Here is a 25,927-nt window from a genome sequence, read left to right as displayed (position 1 = left end):
CTAATAAATAAATTATTAAATAATATAATTAAAATTATTACCAATTGATTTGAAAATTAAGTTTTAGTTGAAGCATACAAGTGAAATAGAAAGCAAAGAGAGGATATAATTAAATGATAGCAACTCAATATAATATTGTATTACCAAGTAATTATGATATGAAGATAATAAAGGATAGAGTAAAGGATAATGGATATAAAACAGATGGATTTGATGATTTGAAATTTAAACTATATTTAATAACTGAAAAAGGAAAAAATAAAAACTTACAGAATAGTTATTGTCCTTTATATCTTTGGAAGGATAGCAATGGATTAAACAAGTTTTTATTTAATGGATTTTATGATAATATAATAAGTTCTTTTGGATGGCAACAAGTAAATATAGGAATACCATTAATTGATACAACAACATATAAAATTAAAGATATTAAATATTTATTTGAAATAACAAGAGAAATATCACCACAAGAAAGTTTAAGGAATATAAAAGATGAAATAGAAAAAGAAATGCCTAAGATTGAAAATGTTGAATATGTAGTCATTTATAACCCAGATAAATGGAAATATAATATTTTTTATTTTATAGATGATCTAAGTAAGGTAAAAACAGAAAAAGGGATAGTTTATAATATACTTCATGTATCACAAGAATAACACCATGATTTTTATATCTATTTAAAGACTTATTAAATAGATTATAAAAATTTTATTTTTATAAATTAAAAGGATATTTAAAGTAATTTGCTTTAAGTATCCTTTTTTTACTAATGTTATTTAAATTATTAAGAGAAATATATATCAAAAATAAAGAAAAGCGTGATGAATTATGAACTAATTGATTATTGGTGGAATAAAATAATATATATAATGTTTTTTTACGTCTATAGTTAGATTATTATAAACAAAAGATAGAAATGAGTGATAAATTATGTTCAATATGAGACAAGGGAACTATAGATATATTGGTTCAGGTTCATCACGAAATGTATTTGACTTAAGAAATGGATATGTTATGAAAGTGGCAAAAAATAGAGCTGGAATTGCACAGAATAAGACTGAATATAGAATCTCATCAATAGATTCCTCGCATTTATTTGCAAAAGTTATAAAAGCTTCAGAAGATTTTAGTATCGTAATAATGAAGAAAGCATATAAGATAAATGATTTTGATGAGGTACTTGATTATTTTAGAGTTAGAAGCATTGAAGAACTCTTTAGTTTAAGGAAATTTAAGAATATTAAATACAAATATAATTTATTATCGGGTGATTTATGTAGAGCCAGTAGTTGGGGAATAATTAATGGAAGACCAATAATTATTGATTACGGTTTTACAAGAAAAGTTAGACAAAAGTATTATGATGATTTTTAAAAATAGAGTAGTATTCTATTAAGAATGTAAAATAGTCTGTGAATCTTTTATAATAATAATTTATTATAGCATCTTCTGAAGCTTACACAGGCTATTTTACACTACCTAAAAGTGGTTAAATTCTAATAAAAATTAATTACATTTTCATAAAGTTAGTTTTTTAACCGCCAAGAGTAACATCTTGTTCGTTATACCACTCTAAAGCATTATAGAAATCCTTAGAAGTGAAATCAGGCCAATAAGAGTCTATTACATAAAAGTCAGAGTAAACAGACTGAACTGGTAAAAATCCACTAAGCCTTCTTCTACCTCCCCATCTTACAATAAGGTCAATTCTAGAAATGTCCTCTGAATGTATATAAGGTAAAATGTGCTTTTTGGAGGAATGAGATTCTTTTAATAAATTCAAATCCCATTCCCAACCGTAGTGAATTAAGAAGTTTACTTTAATACCACCAGATCCAAACTTTTGCCTAGTAGTAAATAAAAGCAACTCTTTTGGAAAATTTTTTGATTCAGTATTTCCAATTACTAATATTTCACAATCTTCTTTTGTCAAAAGCATGACAGAGTCAATACAAGCTTTGATAAATGCAAGCTTCTGCTCAGAAGGTCGTTTAGTGTTATCTACAGTAAAACCATAGAATGTTATTTCTTTTATATTTTCTTTCTGACAAAGTTTAAATAATTCTAGGCCAGGATTTATCCCGTACTCATATCCTTTATCTTTTGTTAGATTATTTGATAAAGCCCAACGTCTATTACCATCAGGAATTATTCCAACATGTTCTGGTACTCTCATATTTCCTCCATAAAAGTTAAAATTTATAATAGTAGTTTATCCAGAAGAATGTGAAATAAACGTAAATTTATGTTTTTTATTGTAGAAAAGAATGGGTATTTTAAGTATAATTAAAATGATTAGTTATGGTAAAAAGTGTATTAAAATGGAAAAATGATTTGCAATTTAATAAAAATAAATAGAAATTATAATTTAAATAATCAAAATCTATATCTTTATAGGGAGGGATATTTTGGAGGGGAAATTTAAAAAAGTTTTTATTTTCACTATAATATTTTGCGGGATATTATTCAGTTTTAAATTACCTGTAAAAGCTGAGGAAAATAAAAAGGTATTAATTTTAAATTCTTATAGCGAAGAACTTCAGTGGACTAGGGATATTCAAAGGGGTATAGAAAGCGAATTAGACACTAATAACAGTGTACTTTTATATTATGAATTTATGGACTTAAAAAACAATAGAAGTGACAAATATATAAATATGTTATATAAACTTTATAAAAATAAATATAAAGATACTAAATTTGATGTAATTATATGCTCAGATAACGATGCATTAAATTTTATGGTGAGTTATGGAGAAGATATATTTGGAGATTCACCTATAGTTTTTTGTGGGATAAATGATTTTAATGAAGATATGCTTAAGGGTAAAACTAATTTTACTGGAATAGTTGAAGAAATAGATGTTAAATCCACTATAGACAGTATATTATATATGCAGCCATATATAGAAAATATAGCTATTATATGTGATAGTACAACCACTGGAAAAATTAATGAAGAACTAGCTAAGAAGGTTATATCTAAATTTAGTCCTAATGTTAAATTTTATTTTTATAAAGATTTAGAAGTAACAGAAGCTTTAAAAGAAATAGATAGCTTAGGCGAAAAAACAGCAGTATTAAATATTGGACAGTTAAAAGAAGAAGATGGAGAATACATAGCATATGAAAGACTTCAAAATTCATTAGAAGGATTTAATAAACCTATTTATGTTTGTTGGGATGTTTTGTTAACCGATAAAATAATGGGTGGAAAAGTTATAGATGGATATAGTCAAGGTAAAGTAGCAGCGCAAATAACAGCTGAAATTTTAAAAGGAGAAAAAGTAGAAAACATACCAATTATTAAAAAATCTCCAAGTGAATTTATTTTTAATTATAATGAATTAAGTAAGTATAAAATAAATATAGATAAATTACCAAGCAATTATAAAATAATAAATAAGCCATTTTCTGTTTATGAGGATTATAAGCTAGAAATACATATAATAATAGGATTAATTATTTTTCTTTTAATAGTAATAATATTATTAATTTCAAATATTAGAAAAAGAATTTTAACAGAAAAAGAGTTAAATAGAAATTATGAGGAACTAAATGCAGTTTATGAAGAACTTGCAGCTACAGAGGAGTCTCTTGAAAATCAATACAATGAACTTCAAATAATTGAGGAAAGATATAAACTTGCTATTGATGGTTCTGATGGAATTATATGGGAATATGATTTTAAAAATAAGGAATATTATGTATCAGATAAATTTAAAAGTTTAATTGGCTATAAAATTGATTATAGTGATGATATAAGTTTTATACTAAAAAAATTAGTAATTAAAGAGGATATATCAAAAGTAGTAAACTTATTTTATGAGCATTTAAATAAAGAGGCTCAATATTTTAAGGTGGAGTGTAGGATATTAGATAACTTAGGTGGAATAAAGTGGGTTTTTGTAAGGGGGAAGGCTTTAATAGATAGTATGGGAAAACCTGTGAAAATGTCTGGTTCTATATCTGATATTACTGAAAGAAAAAAAACAGAAGAGAAAAACAGATTTTTAGCATTCTATGATCAATTAACAGGTTTGCCTAATAAGCATATGTTTTTAGAGACCATTGATAATGAATTGTTAAAATGCGTAGAAGGTGGTAATGAAGGAGCAGTATTTCTAATAGATATTGATAATTTTAAAAATATAAATGATACATTAGGACATGACTATGGAGATGAATTTTTAAAAAATGTTTCAAGAAGACTTTCAGAAAGTTTAAAAAATAATGAGTTTATATGTAAGCTTGCTGGAGATGAATTTCTTATATTAAAATTAGGAGTTAAAGACAAAATAGAAATAGAAAAGGTTGCTATAGAAATATTAGATTTGTTTAAAAAGCCATTTTATATAGGAGATAAAAAGGTATTTACAACAGCAAGTATTGGAATAAGCATGTTTCCAAAGGACGCTTTAACCAAAAATGAGTTGCTTAAAAATTCAGATATAGCAATGTATAAAGCAAAAGAAAAAGGGAAAAACAGACATTTGTTTTATAGTGAAGAAATGTCTAAAGATATAATAAGAAAATCACAATTAATAGATGGGCTTAGAAATTCTATTGTTAGATCTGAGCTTAACTTATTATACCAACCGCAAGTAGATTTAACTGATGGTAAAGTTAAAGGAGCCGAGGTTTTACTTAGATGGGCAAATGCTAAATTTGGAAGTATATCTCCAGTTGAGTTTATTCCATTAGCAGAACAAACAGAGCTTATAGTTCCAATAGGGGAATGGGTTCTTAAAAATGCATGTATAAAAACTAAGTATTGGATTGATAAGGGCATTAATTCTGTACACATATCTGTTAATGTTTCTGTCACTCAACTTTATCAGAAAGATTTTCTAAATACAATAAAGGAAATATTAAATGAAACTAAATTGCCACCTGAATATTTAGAGATAGAAATAACAGAAAGTATACTTATGAACAATATAGAAGAAAACTTGAAAATTCTTAAGGATATAAGAGATTTAGGAGTTAAGATTGCTTTAGACGATTTTGGAACAGGATATTCTTCATTAAACTATTTAAGATTGCTTCCAATTAATAAATTAAAACTAGATAAATCCTTTATAGATAATATACATACAAATAAAAATGATAAGGATATAGTTGAATGTATAATTAAACTTGCACATGAAATGAATATTACTGTAGTTGCTGAAGGAGTAGAATTAAAAGAGCAACTAGATATATTAAATGAAATTGAATGTGATAAAATACAAGGTTACTATTTTAGTAAACCAGTTTCTCCAGGAGAATTTGAATTACTTATAAAATAAAGGGTGTTAGTTTACGTCCTTTATTTTTTGTCCTTATTTAGTAGGATTAAAAGTGATTTAAATTAGGTTAATGCTAAGTAACACTTATGTATTTAATATGTTTTTGAATGATATTAAAGTATACAATATAGAATGAAATAATTTTTAGATAAAAAACTATGGAAAATATTTACAAATGCAAAGAGTATATGATAAACTAATATATGTAATTACATTTCATTAAAAAAATAAAACTATGAAATACAAAAACGGAAATTTTTTAAAATATAATATATCAAAGAAATTTAAAATAAGTTCCAATTTATATAAATTTTCAAAAAAACTAGCAATAATTTAACATATATTTAATTATCTGTTAAGTTCAAAATAGTATCGTAAAATATAAGTTATTCTCTTTTTTCAGATGATTTATTTTATATTTAATTAATGTATTCCACATTGAGTGATGAAAATGCTGTATGTAAAAGTATTTAAAGCTCTATATCGTTAATTATATAGAGTTTTGAAATAGATTAATAAATATTTTTATAGGGGGATGTTTTATGAACAAAAAAATAAAAATGAGAATTGCTAGTTTATTAGTTTCTCTTTCTGTTTTAATTAACTTTATACCACCAACTAGTGTAAAAGCATTAGGTGATTTTGGAATATCATCACCAGCAATTTCTAAGCCAATAAATAATTATAGTGTAAAGTTGGCACCAGGAGTAACTGAAAAGGGGTATACCTTTGAAGATGTAACTGGTAAAAGAGTTGAAAGCTTTGTAATAGAAGTAGATATCAATAATAAAAATGTGAGTATAGAAGCAGCAACTCCGAATGATGAAAGTGCATATGGTTTACAACCGGTAAGAAAACAAGCAGAGGCTCTTCTAGCAAAGGGAGAGCAAGTAGTTGCAGGAGTAAATGCTGACTTTTATAATATGGCAACAGGAGAGCCTGTTGGGATTTTTGTAAAGGATGGAGTTGTAATTAAAGAACAAGCACCTGGATGGAAATTTTTCGGAATATTAAAAGATGGAACCCCAGTAATTGGAGATAGTAATAAATTTAATGAAGTAAAAGGAAATCTAGAAGAAGCTCTAGGTGGAAATGCTATTTTAGTCAAAAATGGACAGGTTTTTGAAACTACTGATACTGGAGCAAATAAGGAGCCTAGAACAGCAGTAGGTATAAAATCTAATGGAAACGTATTCTTCTTAACTCTGGATGGAAGACAAGAACCATATTCAGCAGGAGCATCAATGAAAGATTTGGCAGAATTGATGATTTCTATGGGAGCTGTTGAAGCACTTAATTTAGATGGTGGAGGTTCAACAACGCATTTATCTAGAATACCAGGAACAGATACTTTAGATGTTAAAAATAGACCATCTGATAATTCAGAAAGAAGTGTTGCTAACTCGTGGATGATAGTATCTAAAGAAGCTGTAACACATGAGTTTAATTCAGCTTATATTGAACCAAATGAAAAGAGCTTTACTCCAAATTCTACTATACAATTTACTGCTAAGGGAATGGATTTTGCTGGGACTTCAGCAACATTACCACAAGAAGGGTTATCATGGAAGGTTTCTGATAATTCCTTTGGGGAGGTAGATTCTGCTACAGGTTTATTTACATCAACTGGAAAAGAGGGACAAGCTAAAATATTATTAAACTATAATGGAAACGTAGTAGGAGAAACAAATTTTGAAATATCTAAACCAGATGAAATTTGCTTTTATAGTAAAGAACTAAGTATTGATAAAAATCAAAGTAAGAATCTGGGGTTAAATACTTTATTTAATAAAAGAAATGTTAAATGTGATGAAGATGATATAATTTGGGAAATTCCAGAAGGAATGGGTACTGTAGATAAAGATGGTGTACTACACTCATCAGACAAGAATTCTTCAGGTGAAATTAAAGCTATATTAAAAGGAACAAATTTATCTGCCAGTATAAATGTCACTGTAGGACAATTGCCAATAATGTTAGAGGATTTTGAAAAAGGTTTAGGTGAATGGAAAACGTCTACAGCTAATCGTGGGGAAAGCGCTTCACTTGGCCTAACAACATATCCAAATGAACCTACAAGATTTGATACTCATTCATTAAAACTAAATTATGATTTTATTAATGCACAAACAGGAACTACTCTTGGAGTTTATGCAGGTCCAGGAAAAAATATTGAAATTCAAGGTAGTCCAAAGTCTATTGGAATGTGGGTTCATGCTACAAAAGAAGCTAAGGGCTATTGGTTAAGAATGAACTTAATAGCTGGTGATGGTAAAAGTAAAACTATAGATTTAGTAGATCAAAGGCCAGGGATAGATTGGGAGGGGTGGAAGTATATAGAGGCTGAAATACCAGAGACATATATAGGACCATTTTCTATGCATTCTACTCAAGCTATAAGATTGATGTCATTAAAGTCTGGACTTCCAGGAGAAGGACCTATGACAAAGGGAACAATTTATGTAGATAATATTAGAGCTGTGTACGGAAATAAAGTAGATGATTTATATTCACCAGTAATAGAGTCAATTAATATAGCAAATAAAGATTATACTAATAATGCTGTTAATATTACAGCTAAGCTATATGATTATGAAAATGATCAATATAAGAGCGGTATTAATTGGGATAGAGTAAGAGTAAAAGTTGATGGAATTGATTATACAGAAAAAGAAGGACATTTTTCTTATGATAAGGATGGAACAGTTTCTTTATCAGGATATAAGTGGGCAGATGGTACTCATAGAGTAGATGTAATAGCTCAAGATAATTTTGGAAATGAAACTACAAAGACAGAATATTTTACTGTAAATACAAATTCACCAAAGATTATTATTGAAGCTAAAGACAATAAGGCAGTATTAGGTGGAAGCCTTAATTTGGTTTTAAAATCAAATTGGGGAAAGGATATAAGTAAGATAAATGCAAAAATTAAGATAGATAATAAGTTTCCAGTAGAAGAAGTTAAGTTCTCAAGCTTAACACAAAATGGAGGCTGGAAATATAATAAAGATACTGGAGAATTAGAACTATATTGTGAAAATATATCAATGATAAATAAGGAAGATATAATAGCAGATATAAAAGTAAATATATCCAATACAGTTCAAATTCCTTCAGATGTAAGTTTTGAAGTTATTAATTCCACAATAGAATATGTTACAGAAAAGGATAATAATTTTGTAGGAACATCATCTTCTAAGATAACAAGCATACCAGTAATTAGTCCTTTTAATATATCTATAGAAGAAATATTAGTAGGAAAACCAGGTATTATTAAGGTTACAGATACAGATGGAAATGCAGTAAAAGATGCAAATTTAGTAATGGAAAAAGAGGATGGAACTAAAGTTGATTTAGGGAAAACTAATATTGAAGGCTTAGTTAAAAGTAGTGAACTAACAGATGTTGTTAAGAAAATTTCTATATATGCTGAGAAGGATGGCTTAAGTTCTACAAAGATAAAAACACAATCTTATGCACCATTAAAAGATAAAAATCCATCAAATATATTATTTGGAACTAGTGAAGATGCAAAAACAGAAAAATCAATTTCATGGATGTCAAATCCTTTAACATCAGAGGATAAAGTAGTGGTTCAATATATATTAAAGTCTAAATATAATTCTAAAGGGTTATTTAATAAAATAAGTACAAAAGAAGTTGAAGGTGAATATAAAAATCTTACTTTTGCTGGTAATAGCAATATTGATCTAAATGGTATAGTAAGATCCAATAAAGCAAAAATAACAGAGCTAGAGCCAGGTACAACCTATATGTGTAGAGTTGGTGATGGCAAGAATTGGTCCGAATTTATGGAGTTTACTACATTAGAAGATAAAGAAAATATGAAGTTTATTATTCTTGGCGATACTCAATCACCATCAGAGCAAGGTTTGTCAGAATTAGATAAAATCCTTAATGTTCTTGAAACAGAGCATAGTGATGCGGATGCAATGATACATTTAGGAGACTTTATTGACGATTCATCAATATTCCAACAATGGGACTGGGTAACATCACTTTTCCAAAAGTACAGTAATATTAATTCAATTGATACAATACATCTTTTAGGAAACCATGAATATATGGGGGATCCTAATGGAGATAAAGGAAAAGCAATATTTAATAACCCAACTAATGGATTAGATGAGAATATTGGTGGTGTATATTCGGTGGATTATAATGATGTTCACTTTAGTGTAATTAGTTTTACATCAGACAAGGAACTTTTAGAAAAAGAACTAGAGTGGTTAAAAGAGGATGTTAAAAATTCAGATAAAAAGCTAAAAGTTTTATTAACACATCAGCCACCATATTATACTAATCCAGATGGGGGAAATGCTTTGATTAAAGAAATGTTACCTCCAGTAGTAGATGAGCTAGGAATAGACTTAGTATTCTCAGGACATGATCATGCTTATGGAAGAACAAAGAAGTTAAAAAATGGGGTAGAAGATAATGAAGGAGCAATATATATAGTTGGTGGTACAACAGGGCAAAAACATTATCAAGCTGTTAACGATGGAAGCTTTGAAGTGTATAACGATGAAAACACAGGAATATACACTACTTTAGAATTTAACAATGGTGAAGCTAGAATAGTAGCAAAGAAAACTGATGGAACAATAATAGATGATTTTAGTTTAGATAAAAAAGCTCCTGAAATAACTATAAATGGTGTAGAGGATAATAAAGTATATATTGACTCTAAGGTTAAAATCCAAGTATCTGTTGATGAAGAAGCAGAAGTATCAATAATTTTAAACGGAGAAATATATAATGGAGAAGAAATATCTAAAGAGGGTAAATATGAACTTACTGTAGTTGCAACTGATAAATTTGGAAATAAATCTATTAAAACAGTTAATTTCACAATTTCAAAGTCAGAGGAAAATGGCGGGAATGGATCTGATACTGAAGAAAACAATAATGGTAACAATGGTAATGAAAATAATAACAACAACGGAAATGAAAATAATAATAACAATAATGGAAATAATAATGAATTCGAAGATAATAATACAAATAACTCAGAAGGAGAATTAGGAAAAGGAGAGTTGGTTCAAACAGGAACACCATATAGCTCAAATACATTAGTTATAATAGCTGTAATATTAGTAGTGTTAGGAGCCTCTTTAAGCAAGAAGGTTAAGAAAGATATAATATAAAAATTACTTTTCTGATTTTAATTAAATTATTATATTATAAATTTGAGTTGTAGACTGTAGGAAGAACTTCTTCCTACAGTCTTTTTTGATTCCAATAGTATTTGAAAGAGAATAAATGTAGTTGTAGCTGTAGTTATTCTGATAAAAATAAGTGTAATAAATTATAATTGGTACTATTAGTAGAGTATTTGTCAATATAAAGGGACTATGATAGTATATAACCATATAAGGAATTCCTTATATATTTTTTTGCAAATTTTAAGCTATTAATTGTATTATTATAAAAGTGCAAAAAAAATTTAAAGTAATTCTTATAATTAGAATTATTAACAATGAATGGAGGAAATGAAATTATGGCTGATTTACCAAATTGTCCAAAATGTAGTTCAGAATACACTTATGAAGATGGAAGCCTTTTAATTTGTCCAGAATGCGCTTATGAGTGGACTTTAGATTCAGGAAATGAAAATAGTGAAGATGAAAATATTGTAAAAGATTCAAATGGAAATATTTTGAATGATGGAGATTCTGTAACAATAATTAAAGATCTTAAAGTAAAAGGAAGCTCAGCACCATTAAAACAAGGTACAAAAGTAAAAAATATACGTTTAGTTGATGGAGATCATAATATTGACTGTAAAATTGATGGTTTTGGTGCTATGAAACTAAAATCAGAGTTTGTTAAGAAGATATAAAAGATGTAATTAACTAATTCAAAAAAATATCTAAAAATAAATGTTAAAATTTTATTAATAAAAGTATTGACATGAAATATAAACAGGTATAGTATATTAAGAAATAAATGGAAATTAAAATAAATTCTATGAAGAGAAAAAGTAGGTTATTATTTTGTTCAACAGAGAGTTGGTGTTTTGCTGAAAGCCAATGTTCAAGATTTAACTGAATATCATCTCTGAGAAGCAGTGCTGAATTTTTAGTAAGTATTGCCGGAGTCTTTCACCGTTAAAAGATAAGCGTATTGATAGATACGTAACTAAGAGCTATAAAGGACTTATTTATATAAGTTTAATTTATAGAATTAGGGTGGTAACGCGGATAATTCCGTCCCTTGTTTTTCAAGGGACGGTTTTTTTATTTTTAAAAGGGGGCTTTATATGGATATCGAAGGTGAGATTATTAATTAAAAAATGAAAGTAAACTATTAATTAGGAGGAAATTTAATATGAAAAATTTATCAAGAAAAGATTTATTACTTATAGGACTTATGCTTTTTTCTTTATTTTTTGGGGCTGGAAACTTAATATTCCCTCCATTTGTAGGTCAAGCAGCAGGTGAAAAAACATGGATAGTTATGAGCTCATTTTTTATAACAGCAGTAGGCTTTCCAGTGCTTGGAGTAGTTGCCGTTGCTAAATCAGGAGGTCTAACTAACTTAGCTAAAAGAGTAAATCCTGTATTTGCAACTATATTTACTATACTAATATATTTATCAATAGGACCTTGCTTAGGGATTCCAAGAGCAGGAAGCTTACCATTTGAAATGGCGGTAGCACCATATTTACCAAGTAGTATATCAAATACTTTAGCTTTATTACTATATACATTAGTATTTTTTATAGTGGCATATTGGCTTTCTTTATCACCAAATAAATTAGTAGATCATATGGGAAAGGTATTAACTCCTGTTTTGCTACTTTTAATTTTAGTTATGGTAGTTGGTTCTTTCTTTAAGCCTTTAGGAGGTTATGGAGCTGCTACAGGAGAATATGCTACATCTTCCTTCATTAAAGGATTTTTAGATGGATATTTAACTATGGATACAATAGCAGCTTTAAATTTTGGTATAGTTATTGCATTAGCAATAAAATCAAAAGGAGTTACGGATGAAAAATTAGTAGTATCTTCATCAATAAAGGCAGGAGTAATTGCGGGGATTTTATTAGCAATTATATATGCTCTACTAGCACATTTAGGGGCATCTAGTGGAGGTAGATTCGCAATGGCTGAAAATGGGGCACAAACTTTAACCAATGTTACAACTTATATATTTGGAAAGCCAGGTGCTTTATTATTAGCTCTAATATTTACTTTAGCGTGTTTAACAACTTGTGTTGGACTTATAACTTCATGTAGTCAATATTTTGCAACATTAAGTAATAAAATATCATATAAAAATTGGGTTAGAATATTGACTATTTCTAGTATGCTTCTTGCTAATATGGGATTAACAAAAATTCTTATTGTATCAGTACCTGTATTAAATGCTATTTATCCAATATCAATAATGCTTATAGTACTTTCAATGTTAGATGTTGTCTTTAAAGAAAGTCATACAGTTTATGAACTAACTATATTATTTACTGGAACTGTAAGTGTAATTGATGCATTAGGACAAGTTGGGATAAAATTAAGTTTTGTTACAGGACTTGTTAGTGAACTACCTTTTTATAGTGAAGGTTTAGCATGGTTTGTTCCAGCGTTAATAGGAATGGGGTTAGGACTAACTATTAAGCTTGTACAAGATGCTTTTAAGAGAAACAAAGTTTTAAGTGAGGAAAGAAGTATTTAATATATATTATAGAAGAATCTCTTTAGCTATAGAATAAATATATCTAAGGAGATTTTTCGTTTTGTAGAAAATTATAAAAAATTTAAGAGCCTTTTAGGGCTCTTTTAAATTTCTTAATTAAGTAAAAGTATATAAATAATTAAATATTTGCTAAAAGTTTTAGTAGACTAACTGCGAATAAATAGATGGACATTGAACAAAATATTAATGAAATTTAATTATGTAAGGAGGAATTAAAATGAAGCACAACCCAGATGATAGAAGAGATAATGTAGATAGAATTCAACATAATATTAGCAATACAATAAGAAATATTGAGTTAGCTAATGAAATGATTGAAAAAACAGATGATCCTAAAACTAGAGAAAATTTAGAAGAAAGAAATGAAAGAAGAGAAAAATCTCTAAAAGGTCTTCGTAAGGAAATTAAAGATGAAGCAATAGCTAATGAGGTTAAAGAAGGTTTATAATTAAATAAAAATTCTTAAAAATAGCATTATTCATCAGATTATTAGATAATAGTTATAGTAGTAAAAGCTGTACCATAAAGGTTCCTTAAAAATTTATATTAACTTAGAACTTCTTGTAAGATATAAGATTTTAAGCTTTAGTTATATAGGTACAGCTTTTACAGTATCTTTATACGTTTTATAAATGTATAGCAAAACTAACTTAAGCACATTAGTACTATTAATACAGTATAAATAGCAATGAAAAAAATATATTATTTCTATATAATAAAAGCATACAGTTAATAAAATTTCTGTATGGGAGGTAATAAATATGGAAAAGAATAATATAAAAATTAGAAAAGGAACATATCAAGATGTTGATGCAATAGCTAATCTTATTTATTGCACAGAAGTTCATCCTGATTATGTTTGAGGGGGAGAATCTAAACAGGAAAGTTTAGATAACTTAAAAACTTTAATAAAAACAAAAGGTTCAAGATATAGCACAGAGTATATAACAGTGGCTGAAGTGGATGAAAAAATATTAGGTGCTATGATACTAATACCTTATGATGAACTAGATAGATTAAGTATAAAAACTGACTTTAAGCAACTTAAGAAAATGGAAGGTTTTAGCGAAAAGTTCTATTATATAGTTACTAGAATAAAATACATGCTATTTAGAGAGTGCAGAAGAGGAAATCTATATATTTCAAACATAGCTACAGATGAAAAAGCAAGAGGCCTTGGAATAGGAAAAATGCTAATGAAATATGCAGAACAAGTTGCTAAAAAAGAAGATTATGATGGAATATCGTTACTAGCTAAAAATGAAAATGTAAGTAAATTCTATGAAAAGCTAGATTATGATAAAGTATTTGATAAAGTACTTTTAGGTGAAAGAATAATAAAAATGGCAAAATGCTTTTAATATATATGTTTTTAGTTCCTTAGAATATTTCTAAGGAACTTTAAAATTAGTAGATGATGATTTAATAAATAGCATATTTATAAATGATGCTAAATTTTCAGTATTACAAAGATAGTTATTATAAAGTCAAGAATATAACATGAATATTCTTGACTTTATTTTTATGATAAAATTAAGATAATAATGAAAATAATGATTTTTTATTAATATTTATTTTGTAATAATTGACAAAAGGAGAGGTGTATATGATAGTTGATATTACACAAACAACAAAAATAGGAAGAGTTTATAGAGATGGATCAGAACCTTTAAAAGTCGAGACTGTTAAAAGATATTCAAAAAGTGGTAGTGAGTATAAAACAATATCATTTTCATGTGATACACATAATATGGGAACTCATATAGATGTAATAGGAGTAGATGTTTTTATTGAAAATGAAAGGTTAATATCAGATGGGATAAAATTTGATGTTTCTAGTATAACAGATAGAGAAATTAAATTAACAGATCTAGATCTTTCTCGTGTGAAAGAAGGAGTATATGTATTTTTTCAAACTAACTATGATAAGTATTTTGAAGATGAAGAGAAATATAATAATCATCCTGAAATATCTATGGAGGTAATAGAATACTTAGTAGACAAAAAAGTAAATATGATAGGAATAGATGCTTTAGGATTAGGAAGAGGAAGAAATCACGGATTAATAGATGTATACTTAGGCAAGCATAAGTCTTATACTATAGAAAATTTAGCTAACCTTGATAAAATACCAGAAGAAGGATTTAAAGTGTATTGTTTACCAATGAAAATAGAAGGAATTGATGGATTACCAACTAGAATATTAGTAGAATTTTAGATAAAAAATGAATTATCATTATATTACTTTGTTTTGTAATGATAGTTCATTTTTTATTGTATAGATTTATTTTGATGTATGAATTTTAATTGATGCATTTAATAAAGGTAAATAATGCTTATTAAAAGCAATTGGATGTTCACTATTTTTATATATAGATTCTTCAATTAAATAATATTGCTTTTCAGATGAAATAGAATATTTTTTAGTTGCAAACTTGCCTGAGGATGAAAATTTAATATCTATAGAGCTATGGCTACATTGAGTATAAATATCATTTTCTATAAATTTAAGAAACTCATCATTATTATTTAAATCTATGTTAAAGGCAGAGATAGTTTCAATAGGTATAACTGTATAGGTGTATGCAAGAGCATTTCCATTAGACATATACCATCTATCAATATTTACTGCTGCAACAGGCTTTCTACCTAAAACCTTTATAAAATAATCAGATGGAGGCTCTATATGAAAATCTATTTCTACATAATCTATTTTATCCTCTAAAGATTTGTATACAATATGTCCTACTTTCTCAAGGCCAACACTTTCATTTTTTTGATTTTTAATAATAAAATTTCCTTTTCCACGAATATTTTTTATTAACCCATCATCTTGTAATAATGATAATGCTTGACGTAGGGTTGTTCTACTGACCCCTAAATCCTTTGCTAAATCAGGCTCAGAAGGTAGTCTACAATTATCAGGAAAGGTTCCCTCATTTATCATCTTAAATAATTTATTATAGACTTCAACATATCTTAATTTTTTTGATTTTTCAATAATATTGATTTTATTCATAATGTAACCTCTTTCTATATAAATAAACAAGTTTAATACAAGTTTGAATTTTTATTTATTATAATATAATTATAGAATAATTTATCAAATTTATCTAATAAAACCTCAAGAAATTTCAATAAAATCGCAAGAAATTTCAATATGAAAACGTTGACCGGAATATGTGGGATGTAGTATTATAAATATATAGAAAATAGACAAGTTAATAGACAAGCTTAGTGGTGTATTATATATTCTAGTATGGTATAATTTAGTTAATTAAAAGTTTCAGATTAATTAATTTAATTAAAACAAATACTAATATAAAATAATATTATTAACTTATAGTATTAAATGAAGTCACATTTGAAAGGAGTAATAACATGAAAAAATATAAAAGAATTTTTACAGTTGTAATAGACTCATTAGGTGTTGGAGAAATGGAGGACGCAAAGGAGTATGGAGATGTAAATGTTGATACTATTGGACATATTGCAGAATCAGTAGAATCTTTTAAAATTCCTAACCTTGAAAAATTAGGAATTGCAAATTTACGTCCGGTAAAGCATTTGAAAAAACAAGAAAACCCATTAGGATATCAAATGAAAATGAAGGAAGCAAGTACAGGTAAAGATACTATGACAGGCCATTGGGAGATGGTTGGGCTGCATATTACAAAGCCATTTCAAACATTTACTGATACAGGATTCCCTCAAGAATTATTAGATGAATTAACTAGAAGAACAGGTCACAATATAGTTGGAAATAAAAGTGCTAGTGGTACAGAGATTTTAGACGAGTTTGGAGAACATCAAATGAAAACTGGAGATATGATTGTATATACTTCAGCAGACTCAGTATTACAAATATGTGGACATGAAGAAACTTTTGGATTAGATGAATTATATAGATGTTGTGAAATTGCAAGAGAAATAACCTTAAAGGATGAATGGAAGGTTGGTAGAATAATTGCAAGACCATATGTTGGAGAGAAAAAGGGAGAATTTAAAAGAACTAGCAACAGACATGATTATGCATTAAAGCCATTTGGAAAAACAGTATTAAATGTATTAAAAGATAATAAGTATGATGTTATTTCTGTAGGAAAAATTAATGATATTTTTGATGGTGAAGGAATAACAGAATCACATAAGTCAAAAAGCTCAGTACATGGTATGGAGCAAACATTAGAAATTATGGATAAAGACTTTGAAGGATTATGCTTTGTAAATTTAGTTGATTTTGATTCATTATGGGGACACAGAAGAAACCCACAAGGTTATGCTAAAGAGTTAGAAAATTTTGATGTTAAGTTAGACAATTTATTAAACAAGCTTAGAGAAGATGATTTATTAATTATTACTGCAGATCACGGAAATGATCCAACATATACTGGAACAGATCATACAAGAGAATACGTACCATTTTTAGCTTACTCACCTTCAATGAAAGGTAATGGAGTATTAGATGTATGTAATAGTTTTGCTTCAATAGGAGCTACAATAGCAGAAAATTTTGAAGTGAAAATGCCACAAAATACTATTGGAGAATCCGTTTTACAAAAATTAAATTAGATTAAATAAAATTAAATAGATTAGTTTCATTCGTTACCTAAATAATGCTTTTAAATCAATTTTACAAAAGATAAATCAAAGGAGAGTATACCTATGAAGGGATTTAAATTGTTAATGGTTGTTTTAGGTTCTATATTAGTAAGTCTTGGTGTATCAATTGCAGTAAATTCAGGTTTAGGGGTAGATCCAATTACCTTATTATGGACTGGAATATCACAGGTGTTGAATATAACTTTAGGTCAAGCATCAATGTTGACCTCAGCTATTATGTTAGCTATTGTATTAGTAATGGATCGTAGTCAAATAAATATCGGTACAATAGTAAATCCTTTTATAGTTGGAGTATCAACTGATTACTTTATTGCTCATGGGTTTAGAAGTAATAATATGGCTGTTAATATAGCATTACTTTTAATTGGTTTAATTTGTTTAGGGGTGGGACTAGGAGTATATACTTATGCTAATTTTGGAAGAGGACCTTATGAGGCTTTAGTTTTAGCTTTAGTTAATAAGTTTAATATTAAATTAGTATATGTAAGATATATGTTTGATTTATCATTTTTAGTTATAGGAATTCTATTAGGGGCTAAGCTTAGTATTGGACCAATAATAGCTTTAATGATAATGGGATATATAATTCAAGAAACTATGAAATCGCTTGGAAGAATACAAAAATTAAGATTAATAAATGAATATTAATTTTAGTAAAAATAATATTTTTAGAGATAAATCTGATAGATATTAAACACATTTTATATAAAAACAAACTATTACTATATTAAACTTTTATAGTAATAGTTTGTTTTTTATCTACTCTTCTTTTATAAATATTTTTTCAACTTCAGCTATATAAAGAGTATGATAGTCTTTTTGAGGATACCATTTTTTATCTAGTTCTTTTTCTATAAAACACTCAGGTTCAAGATTTTGAGCATATAACTTCTTACATATAATAGTCAGTTTAGCTTCTTCAAAGTAAGGCGTGTCCTCTAAGTAGCTTACTGTTAAATTAGTTTTAGAAAGCTTATCTTCATCTCGTCCAGATACAGTTCCTAAGTAGTTTAGATCTTTTCTAAAGCTATTATCAAAGAATGTAAGTGAAAATGTAGAAGAAGCATCTATAAACTCTTTAGTAAAGCGTTGAGGTCTTAGAACTATAGAAACAACGTTTTTCCCCCACATAATGCCAAAACTACCCCAGGAAGCAGTCATCGTATTAACTTTACCTTCCTTTTCAGCTGTAATAAGCATCCAGTCATTACCTATTAATTGAAATGCACTTTCATTTAAATCTTCAGGTCTAATTTCTTTAATAGTATTCATAATATGTTCCCCCTTAGTGATTTATTTTATTTTGAAAATATTGTCTATATACATTATTATATAGATATAGTAAAAAAAATAGTATGCACTTTAAAGTAAGATACTTACCAAAAGGAGAGTAATGAAATGGATAAAAAAATAGAAGTTAACACAGAACCTTTTGAATATACATTATCTATAATTGGTGGCAAATGGAAAATGGTTATAATGTTTTGGTTATCTAAATGTGAAGTTATGAGATACGGAGAGCTAAAGAAGTCCATTAAGGGTATTACTCATAAGATGCTAAGTAGTCAATTAAAGGAACTTGAAAATGATAATATAATAATACGTAAAGAGTATAGTCAAATTCCTCCTAAAGTAGAATACTTCTTATCAGAAAGAGGATGGTCTCTTATGCCAATTCTAAATGAAATGTGCCATTGGGGAGGAGAAAATTTCAAAAGTAGATCTTTAAATTAAATAAATAAAAAAGAGAGTATGATATAAAATCTACTCTCATCTAATTAAGATACTTTAATTATTTTCCCATAAAATTGATTGAGGCATTATTTCAAGAATATTATTAAGTATTTCTGCTATATTTTCTTTTTTTACATTAGAAGAGGATAATAGCTGCTTATATTTTTTACTTCCTTTTTGACCTTGAAATAAACTTTGAAGTGGAGCAATTAAAGCATGGACACTACTACCTTTTTCAAGTTCTTCTAAAATATATGGAGTATAAGCTTTAATAATTTCTCCTCTTGAAATAGTTTTTATGTTTTGATTATCTTCATAAAGTTTATGGAAGTTAGCTAAAAGGTAACAATCTTCATAAGAGGCTCTTCCTATCATTACTCCATCTACTTTTTCTAGAGCTCCTTTAATTGAATTTAAAGTTTTAAAGCCACCATTGATTTCTATATTCAGATAATCGAATTCTTTTTTTAGTTTATAGACCATATTATAGTCAAGAGGTGGTATTTCTCTATTATCCTTTGGACTTAGTCCTTTTAATATAGCAGAACGTGCATGAATAGTGTATCTATCAGGTTTTGCTTTAGATACGGTATCTAAAAATTCTAATAAATCTTCATATCCATCCATTATTATTTTAGACTTAGGATCATCTATTACACCTGTTCCATCTATTCCTATTCTATGTTTTATAGTAATAGGCTTATTTGTTGCTTCTTTCATTGCAGAAAGTATTTCATAAACTAACTCTTTAGATGACATTAGAGCAGCCCCCATTAAGTTACCTGAAACTCTATCTGATGGGCAACCACAATTTAAGTTAATCTCACTATAATTATAATCATCAGCTAATTTAACTGCCTTATAAGCATCTTTAGGATTAGAAGCTGCTATTTGAAGAGCAACAGGACCTTCTTCTTTTCTAAAGTAAAGAATCTTATCTCTATCGCCTTTTATTATTGATTGTGCTGTAGCCATTTCTGTATAAAGTAGGGCATCTTTAGTTAGAAGTCTAGAAAAATATCTAAAATGCCTATGGGATTTATCTACCATTGGAGCAATACTTATCTTAGGAGTTTTTATATTTGAAATATATTTTTCCATCATTTGTTTCCTTTCTTATAAGTTAACTACTATAGTTTTTATTATTATAGCATATAGAATTAATAAAATAGCAATGTAATAAAAGTAAAATGTGATAAAATATAAGATAATAATATAAATTAAGATGATAGTAGTAAAAACTATTTTATAGGAGAAAACATATGAAATTAAATGAGGTAATGGAAAAACTTAAAGAGCTTGGAACAGATCAAACTAAAAAAACATTGATGAATCATGGAATTTGTGAGCCTTTATTTGGTGTTAAAATAACAGACATGAAAAAGTTAGTTAAATATATAAAAAATGATGATGATTTAGTTAAGGAGCTTTATAATACAGGAAATTATGATGCTATGTATTTAGCTGGATTGTCTATAAATCCAAAGAATACTACTAAGGACCTATTAGAAGATTGGGTTAAAAAATCAAATTGTTATGCTACTTCAGAGTATACAGTGGCTAGGGTTGCAGCGGAAAGCAAATTTGCAGTAGAGCTTGCAAAAGAGTGGATAAACTCAGAGAATGAGATGATAGCTACCTGCGGATGGAGTACATACAGTAATTATATATCAATTAGTAATGAAATTAATTTAACTGAAATAGAGGAACTTCTAGAATGTATATCTAAAAATATTCATAAGCAGAGAAATAGAGTTAAATACATTATGAATGGATTTGTAATTAGTGCCGGAGCTTATATAACAGAATTGAATACTAAGGCACTAGAAGTTGCTATTAATATAGGAAAAGTTGAAGTAGATATGGGAAAAACTAGCTGTAAAGTACCTATTGCCAAGGATAGTATAGAAAAAATAATAAATATGGGTAGAGTGGGAAAAAAGAGAAAAAGATGTATATGTTAATGTAATTTAAAAGGGTCTACTAAAACTGTAGGTCCTTTTTCTGTATACTAACTTAATTAGTAATATATTTTATATTTTTATCATATAAAAATGAGAGGAAAGTTTCTAATGATAATAAAAATATAATGATTATAAAAAATTTTACTAAATAAATGGAGGAAATTTATGATTGAAGAATTAGTTAAGTTGTATATTGAAAGAAGTGATTTCTTTTTAAAGCTTACTTTAGAGCATCTAAAGATTTCAGGCATTTCAATTATCATAGCAGCAACAGTGGGACTAGCTCTTGGAGTATTTATAAGTGAGTATAAAAAAACATCATCTTTTGTAATAGCAATAACTAATTTTGTTTATACAATACCATCTATATCATTTCTTGGATTTTTAATACCATTTTCAGGAATAGGAAACACCACAGCTATAATAGCACTTTCAGTATATGCATTACTTCCAATGGTGAGAAATACTTATACAGGAATAAATAATATAGATTCATCAATTATAGAATCAGCTAAAGGTATGGGAAGCACTAAGATTCAAATACTTTATAAAGTTAAACTGCCACTGGCTACTCCAGTAGTGTTGTCTGGATTTAGAAATATGGTTGTAATGACTATTGCATTAGGAGGAATATCATCCTTTATTGGAGCAGGAGGCCTTGGAGTTGCAATTTATAGGGGGATAACAACAAATAACTCAACTATGACTATTGCAGGAAGCTTACTTATTGCAGTTTTAGCCTTATTTATAGATTTTATAATAGGGACTATTGAAAAAATAATTAAAAGAAAATGGAGGTTAGAATAATGGCTAAAAGATATTTGAAAAAAGTTTCATTTATAGTTATATCCATAATTCTAGTAAGTCTTGCTGGGTGCTCTAAATCTAAAGGGAATGGAACTATTAAAATCGCAACAAAGCCAATGACAGAGCAATTAATATTAGGTGAAATGATATCTTTGCTTATTGAAGAAAATACAGATTTGAAAGTAGAAATAACTAAGGGTGTTGGAGGTGGAACAAGTAATATTCATCCAGCATTACTTAAAGGTGATTTTGATTTATATCCAGAATATACAGGAACAGGATGGAGTTTTGTACTAAAAGAGGAGGGAATACCAGATGATGAAACTTTGTATAAGGAATTATCTGAAAAATATGACAATGAATATAAGTTAAAATGGGTTGGATTATATGGGTTTAATAATACCTATGGCCTTGTTATTAGAAAGGATATCGCTGAAAAATATAATATAAAAACATATTCAGATTTAAAAGATCATGCACCTGAATTAAATTTTGGAGCGGAATATGATTTTTATGAAAGAGACGATGGTTATAATGCACTGTGTAGAGCCTATGATTTAAAATTTAAATCTGCATCAGATATGGACATAGGTTTAAAATATAAAGCTATAAACTCAAAAGATATAGACGTGATGAATGTTTTTACTACAGATGGTCAATTATCTAATTCAGATGTAGTAGTGCTTAAAGATGATAAGAATTTTTATCAAACATATTATTGTGGAACTGTAGTACGTAATGATACGTTAGAGAAATATAAAGAACTTGAAGAAGTTTTAATGAAGATGGACAATATTATAAATGATAGTGAAATGGCAAAGCTGAATTATGAGGTAGAAACAAATAAAAAAGATGAAAGAGAAGTAGCAAAGGAATTTTTAACAAGTAAGGGATTATTAAAATAAAACAAGAGGGATTAGCTATGGTAAAAGATATAATGATTGAGTTTAAAGGTGTTTCTAAAAGTTATGGAGAAAATATAATATTAGATAATTTCAATTTACAAATACAAAAGGGAGAATTTATAACTATTATAGGAACTTCAGGATGTGGAAAAACTACTGTTTTAAAATTAATTAATGGATTGATTTTCCCAAATAAAGGAGAAGTTTATATTGATGGGAAAAATATCTCAAATTTAGATCAAATAAATTTAAGAAGAAACATTGGGTATGTTATTCAAGGAGTTGGTTTATTTCCACATATGAATATAGCTAAAAATATAAGCTATGTATTAAATTTAACTAAAACTAATAAAATTGAAATAGAGGAAAGAGTAAAGAAATTAATAAAAACAGTTGGAATGGAAGATGAAGTATTAAAAAGATACCCTGGGGAACTTTCAGGGGGACAAAGGCAAAGGATAGGAATTGCAAGAGCTTTAGCTGCATACCCAGATATACTTCTTATGGATGAACCCTTTGGTGCAGTAGATGAAATTACAAGAAAATCTCTTCAAGAAGAAATATTAAAAATTCATAAAGAATTTAATATGACAATTGTGTTTGTAACTCACGATATTAAAGAGGCTTTAAAGCTTGGAACAGAGGTAATAGTTATGGATAATGGAGAAATAATTCAAATGGGAACTCCTGATAAGATAAAAAATAGTCCTAAGACACAATTTGTAAGAGATTTGATTGGAGCTTAGGTAAATACTACAAAAGTACTACAGAGTCTTATAATCTGTAGTACTTTTGTAGTAAAAGAGTAGAATAAAAGTATTTATACAAAGACATCTAGGAAAATTCATTTAGAAATATTAAAAATTAACAGCCCTTAAATCTAATGGTGAAAGCGTTGACAATAATAAGATAGTATCCTATAATAAAGCTATAGTAAATTGGATGGTGATTGTTTACTACAAGCTAGACCTATTTACATGTAAAATAATCAACTTTTAGGTTGGGACTATTTTGCATGTAAATGGGTCTTTTTTATTAATAAGAGTTTTTAAAAATACATTAGTATTTTCATATAATCCTACCATAATTACAAATAGTTCAGAGTATCTTGATTTTTATAGAAGCAGAAAAAATAAGTTAAGCAAAATAGTGGATTATTAACAGTTATTAATTAAAAGATTATAAATAATGTAATAACGAGTTATTACAAATAAGAAAGGAAGATGAAAAATGGGATTTAGAGAAGATTTTTTATGGGGTGGAGCTACTGCTGCAAACCAATGTGAAGGCGGATATAATCAGGGGGGAAGAGGTCTTGCAAATGTTGACTTAGTACCAATAGGCAAAGATAGATTTCCTATTATAGCTGGAGAGATGAAGATGTTTGATTTTGATGATGAGCATTTCTATCCAGCAAAAGAAGCTATAGATATGTATCATAACTATAAAGAAGATATAAGATTACTTGGAGAAATGGGATTTAAAACTTATAGATGTTCAATTGCTTGGAGCAGGATTTTCCCAAATGGAGATGATGAAACTCCAAATGAAGAAGGTCTTAAGTTCTATGAAGATTTATTTAAAGAGTGTCATAAGTATGGTATTGAGCCGTTAGTTACAATTACCCATTTTGACTGTCCAATGAACTTAGTTGAAAAGTATGGTGCATGGAGAAATAGAAAGATGATAGAATTCTATGAACGTCTTTGCAAAGTTATTTTCAATAGATATAAAGGACTTGTTAAGTATTGGCTAACATTTAATGAAATTAATATGATACTTCATGCACCATTTATGGGGGCTGGTATATGCTTTGAAGAAGGGGAAAATAAAGAGGAAGTTAAGTATCAAGCAGCTCATCATGAATTAGTTGCAAGTGCTTTAGCTACAAAGATTGCTCATGAAGTTGATCCAAACAATATGGTTGGTTGTATGTTAGCTGCTGGAGACACATATGCATATACTTGTAAACCAGGTGATGTTTTTGAAGCGATGAATAAAAATAGAGAAAACTATTTCTTTATAGATGTTCAATCAAGAGGAGCTTATCCATCATATGCTTTAAGGGAATTAGAGAGAAAAGGTATTAATATTAAGATGGAAGATGAAGATGCAGAAATATTAAAGAAATATACTGTAGATTTCATATCATTTTCTTACTATTCTTCAAGATGTGCAAGCTCAGATCCTGAGGTTAACAAGTTAACAGCAGGAAATATATTTGCTTCACTTAAAAATCCTAATTTAGAGGAAAGTGAATGGGGATGGCAAATTGATCCACTTGGACTTAGAATAACTTTAAATTCATTATATGATAGATATCAAAAACCATTATTCATTGTAGAAAATGGACTTGGTGCAGTAGATATACCAGACGAAAATGGATATGTTGAAGATGACTATAGAATTGCTTATTTAAGAGAGCATATAAAAGCTATGAAAGATGCAGTTGAGCTTGATGGAGTTGACTTACTTGGATACACAACTTGGGGATGCATTGACTTAGTAAGTGCAGGAACTGGGGAAATGAAGAAACGTTATGGATTTATTTATGTAGATAGAGATAATGATGGGAATGGAAGCTTAAAGAGAAGTAAGAAAAAGAGCTTTGATTGGTACAAAAAAGTTATTGATTCAAATGGAGAAGAGCTTTAGTTATTAGAATAAGGTTAAAAAACTAATGTAGATAATAGATATAATAATGGGCTATATCAAATTTATTTTGATATAGCCCATTACGATCTGGAAAGTAGAGGAGTATAATAATTAAATTTCAAAAAAAATAGTAGTAAATTTACTACTATTTTTAAAATTTATTAGTTAGTTTATCTATTTTACATATTTATCACAATTAAGTAGAAGTTTTTAAACTTTACAATTA

21 protein-coding genes and 1 other annotated feature are annotated in these 25,927 nt (G+C 27.8%); of the genes, 17 read left to right on the top strand and 4 right to left on the bottom strand.

The genetic code is table 11. The annotated features are described in order from the left end of the window. Window positions 1-113: 113 nt before the first annotated feature. Complete coding sequence (locus ACYUEX_RS11525; protein ID WP_460288296.1) at window positions 114-656, top strand: DUF4865 family protein; 543 nt, start codon at window positions 114-116, stop codon at window positions 654-656. A 274-nt stretch (window positions 657-930) separates the two neighbouring features. Then, on the top strand, window positions 931-1,374 hold the full coding sequence (locus tag ACYUEX_RS11520) for a hypothetical protein (protein WP_460288295.1): 444 nt from the start codon (window positions 931-933) through the stop codon (window positions 1,372-1,374). 160 nt (window positions 1,375-1,534) lie between these two features. On the opposite strand, the gene ACYUEX_RS11515 is transcribed toward ACYUEX_RS11520, so the two are convergent. Next, window positions 1,535-2,176 (bottom strand): undecaprenyl diphosphate synthase family protein, encoded by a 642-nt coding sequence (locus ACYUEX_RS11515; protein ID WP_460288293.1) that lies wholly within the window; start codon window positions 2,174-2,176, stop codon window positions 1,535-1,537. A gap of 232 nt (window positions 2,177-2,408) precedes the next feature. Here ACYUEX_RS11515 and ACYUEX_RS11510 point away from each other — a divergent pair, with 232 nt between their 5' ends. The 7 genes from ACYUEX_RS11510 to ACYUEX_RS11480 all read left to right on the top strand — a co-directional run bounded on the left by ACYUEX_RS11510 (window position 2,409) and on the right by ACYUEX_RS11480 (window position 15,231). Continuing rightward, window positions 2,409-5,291, top strand: a complete 2,883-nt coding sequence (locus ACYUEX_RS11510) for an ABC transporter substrate binding protein (protein ID WP_460288291.1) — start codon at window positions 2,409-2,411, stop codon at window positions 5,289-5,291. Between the two features lie 542 nt (window positions 5,292-5,833). After that, window positions 5,834-10,462: a phosphodiester glycosidase family protein gene (locus tag ACYUEX_RS11505; RefSeq protein WP_460288290.1), complete on the top strand. Its 4,629-nt coding sequence runs from the start codon at window positions 5,834-5,836 to the stop codon at window positions 10,460-10,462. A 353-nt stretch (window positions 10,463-10,815) separates the two neighbouring features. Continuing rightward, window positions 10,816-11,157, top strand: a complete 342-nt coding sequence (locus ACYUEX_RS11500; protein ID WP_460288288.1) for a zinc ribbon domain-containing protein YjdM — start codon at window positions 10,816-10,818, stop codon at window positions 11,155-11,157. 119 nt (window positions 11,158-11,276) lie between these two features. After that, window positions 11,277-11,535, top strand: a binding site (T-box leader). A 110-nt stretch (window positions 11,536-11,645) separates the two neighbouring features. Beyond that, entirely contained in the window at window positions 11,646-12,992 is a 1,347-nt protein-coding gene (brnQ, locus tag ACYUEX_RS11495; RefSeq protein ID WP_460288286.1) for a branched-chain amino acid transport system II carrier protein, read from the top strand. Between the two features lie 238 nt (window positions 12,993-13,230). Further along, on the top strand, window positions 13,231-13,461 hold the full coding sequence (gene tlp / locus ACYUEX_RS11490; protein WP_460288285.1) for a small acid-soluble spore protein Tlp: 231 nt from the start codon (window positions 13,231-13,233) through the stop codon (window positions 13,459-13,461). A 460-nt stretch (window positions 13,462-13,921) separates the two neighbouring features. Then, window positions 13,922-14,374: a GNAT family N-acetyltransferase gene (locus ACYUEX_RS11485; RefSeq protein WP_411170712.1), complete on the top strand. Its 453-nt coding sequence runs from the start codon at window positions 13,922-13,924 to the stop codon at window positions 14,372-14,374. Window positions 14,375-14,619: 245 nt separating this feature from the next. Further along, entirely contained in the window at window positions 14,620-15,231 is a 612-nt protein-coding gene (locus ACYUEX_RS11480; RefSeq protein WP_460288284.1) for a cyclase family protein, read from the top strand. A 66-nt stretch (window positions 15,232-15,297) separates the two neighbouring features. On the opposite strand, the gene ACYUEX_RS11475 is transcribed toward ACYUEX_RS11480, so the two are convergent. After that, window positions 15,298-16,032, bottom strand: a complete 735-nt coding sequence (locus ACYUEX_RS11475; RefSeq protein ID WP_460288283.1) for a GntR family transcriptional regulator — start codon at window positions 16,030-16,032, stop codon at window positions 15,298-15,300. Between the two features lie 362 nt (window positions 16,033-16,394). Here ACYUEX_RS11475 and ACYUEX_RS11470 point away from each other — a divergent pair, with 362 nt between their 5' ends. Together ACYUEX_RS11470 and ACYUEX_RS11465 are read left to right on the top strand one after the other, a co-directional pair. Further along, entirely contained in the window at window positions 16,395-17,585 is a 1,191-nt protein-coding gene (locus tag ACYUEX_RS11470; protein ID WP_460288282.1) for a phosphopentomutase, read from the top strand. A 93-nt stretch (window positions 17,586-17,678) separates the two neighbouring features. Next, window positions 17,679-18,284: a YczE/YyaS/YitT family protein gene (locus tag ACYUEX_RS11465; RefSeq protein WP_460288280.1), complete on the top strand. Its 606-nt coding sequence runs from the start codon at window positions 17,679-17,681 to the stop codon at window positions 18,282-18,284. 111 nt (window positions 18,285-18,395) lie between these two features. Here the strand turns inward: ACYUEX_RS11465 and ACYUEX_RS11460 are convergent, their stop codons facing one another. Next, window positions 18,396-18,908, bottom strand: coding sequence for a flavin reductase (locus ACYUEX_RS11460; RefSeq protein ID WP_411168325.1), 513 nt, complete (start codon window positions 18,906-18,908; stop codon window positions 18,396-18,398). 126 nt (window positions 18,909-19,034) lie between these two features. On the opposite strand from ACYUEX_RS11460, the gene ACYUEX_RS11455 reads away from it, so the two are divergent. After that, a complete protein-coding gene (locus ACYUEX_RS11455) occupies window positions 19,035-19,370 on the top strand; it encodes a winged helix-turn-helix transcriptional regulator (protein WP_460288278.1) in 336 nt (111 codons plus the stop codon). Between the two features lie 54 nt (window positions 19,371-19,424). Here ACYUEX_RS11455 and dusA read toward each other — a convergent pair whose 3' ends face one another. Beyond that, window positions 19,425-20,471 (bottom strand): tRNA dihydrouridine(20/20a) synthase DusA, encoded by a 1,047-nt coding sequence (gene dusA / locus ACYUEX_RS11450; RefSeq protein ID WP_460288276.1) that lies wholly within the window; start codon window positions 20,469-20,471, stop codon window positions 19,425-19,427. Window positions 20,472-20,632: 161 nt separating this feature from the next. Between dusA and ACYUEX_RS11445 the strand changes: the two genes are divergently transcribed. From ACYUEX_RS11445 to ACYUEX_RS11425, 5 genes are all read left to right on the top strand, one after another. Next, on the top strand, window positions 20,633-21,334 hold the full coding sequence (locus ACYUEX_RS11445) for a DNA alkylation repair protein (RefSeq protein WP_460288275.1): 702 nt from the start codon (window positions 20,633-20,635) through the stop codon (window positions 21,332-21,334). 165 nt (window positions 21,335-21,499) lie between these two features. Further along, a complete protein-coding gene (locus ACYUEX_RS11440; protein WP_460288274.1) occupies window positions 21,500-22,141 on the top strand; it encodes an ABC transporter permease in 642 nt (213 codons plus the stop codon). Then, complete coding sequence (locus tag ACYUEX_RS11435; protein ID WP_460288272.1) at window positions 22,141-23,046, top strand: glycine betaine ABC transporter substrate-binding protein; 906 nt, start codon at window positions 22,141-22,143, stop codon at window positions 23,044-23,046. The genes ACYUEX_RS11440 and ACYUEX_RS11435 overlap by 1 nt, the downstream gene beginning before the upstream one ends. A 17-nt stretch (window positions 23,047-23,063) precedes the next feature. Continuing rightward, window positions 23,064-23,792: an ATP-binding cassette domain-containing protein gene (locus ACYUEX_RS11430; protein WP_460288271.1), complete on the top strand. Its 729-nt coding sequence runs from the start codon at window positions 23,064-23,066 to the stop codon at window positions 23,790-23,792. A 484-nt stretch (window positions 23,793-24,276) separates the two neighbouring features. Further along, complete coding sequence (locus ACYUEX_RS11425) at window positions 24,277-25,701, top strand: 6-phospho-beta-glucosidase (protein ID WP_460288270.1); 1,425 nt, start codon at window positions 24,277-24,279, stop codon at window positions 25,699-25,701. Window positions 25,702-25,927 lie beyond the last annotated feature (226 nt).

The sequence above is a fragment of the Clostridium sp. CTA-7 genome (assembly GCF_054768095.1).
This window is presented reverse-complemented; position numbering and strand designations above follow the sequence as displayed.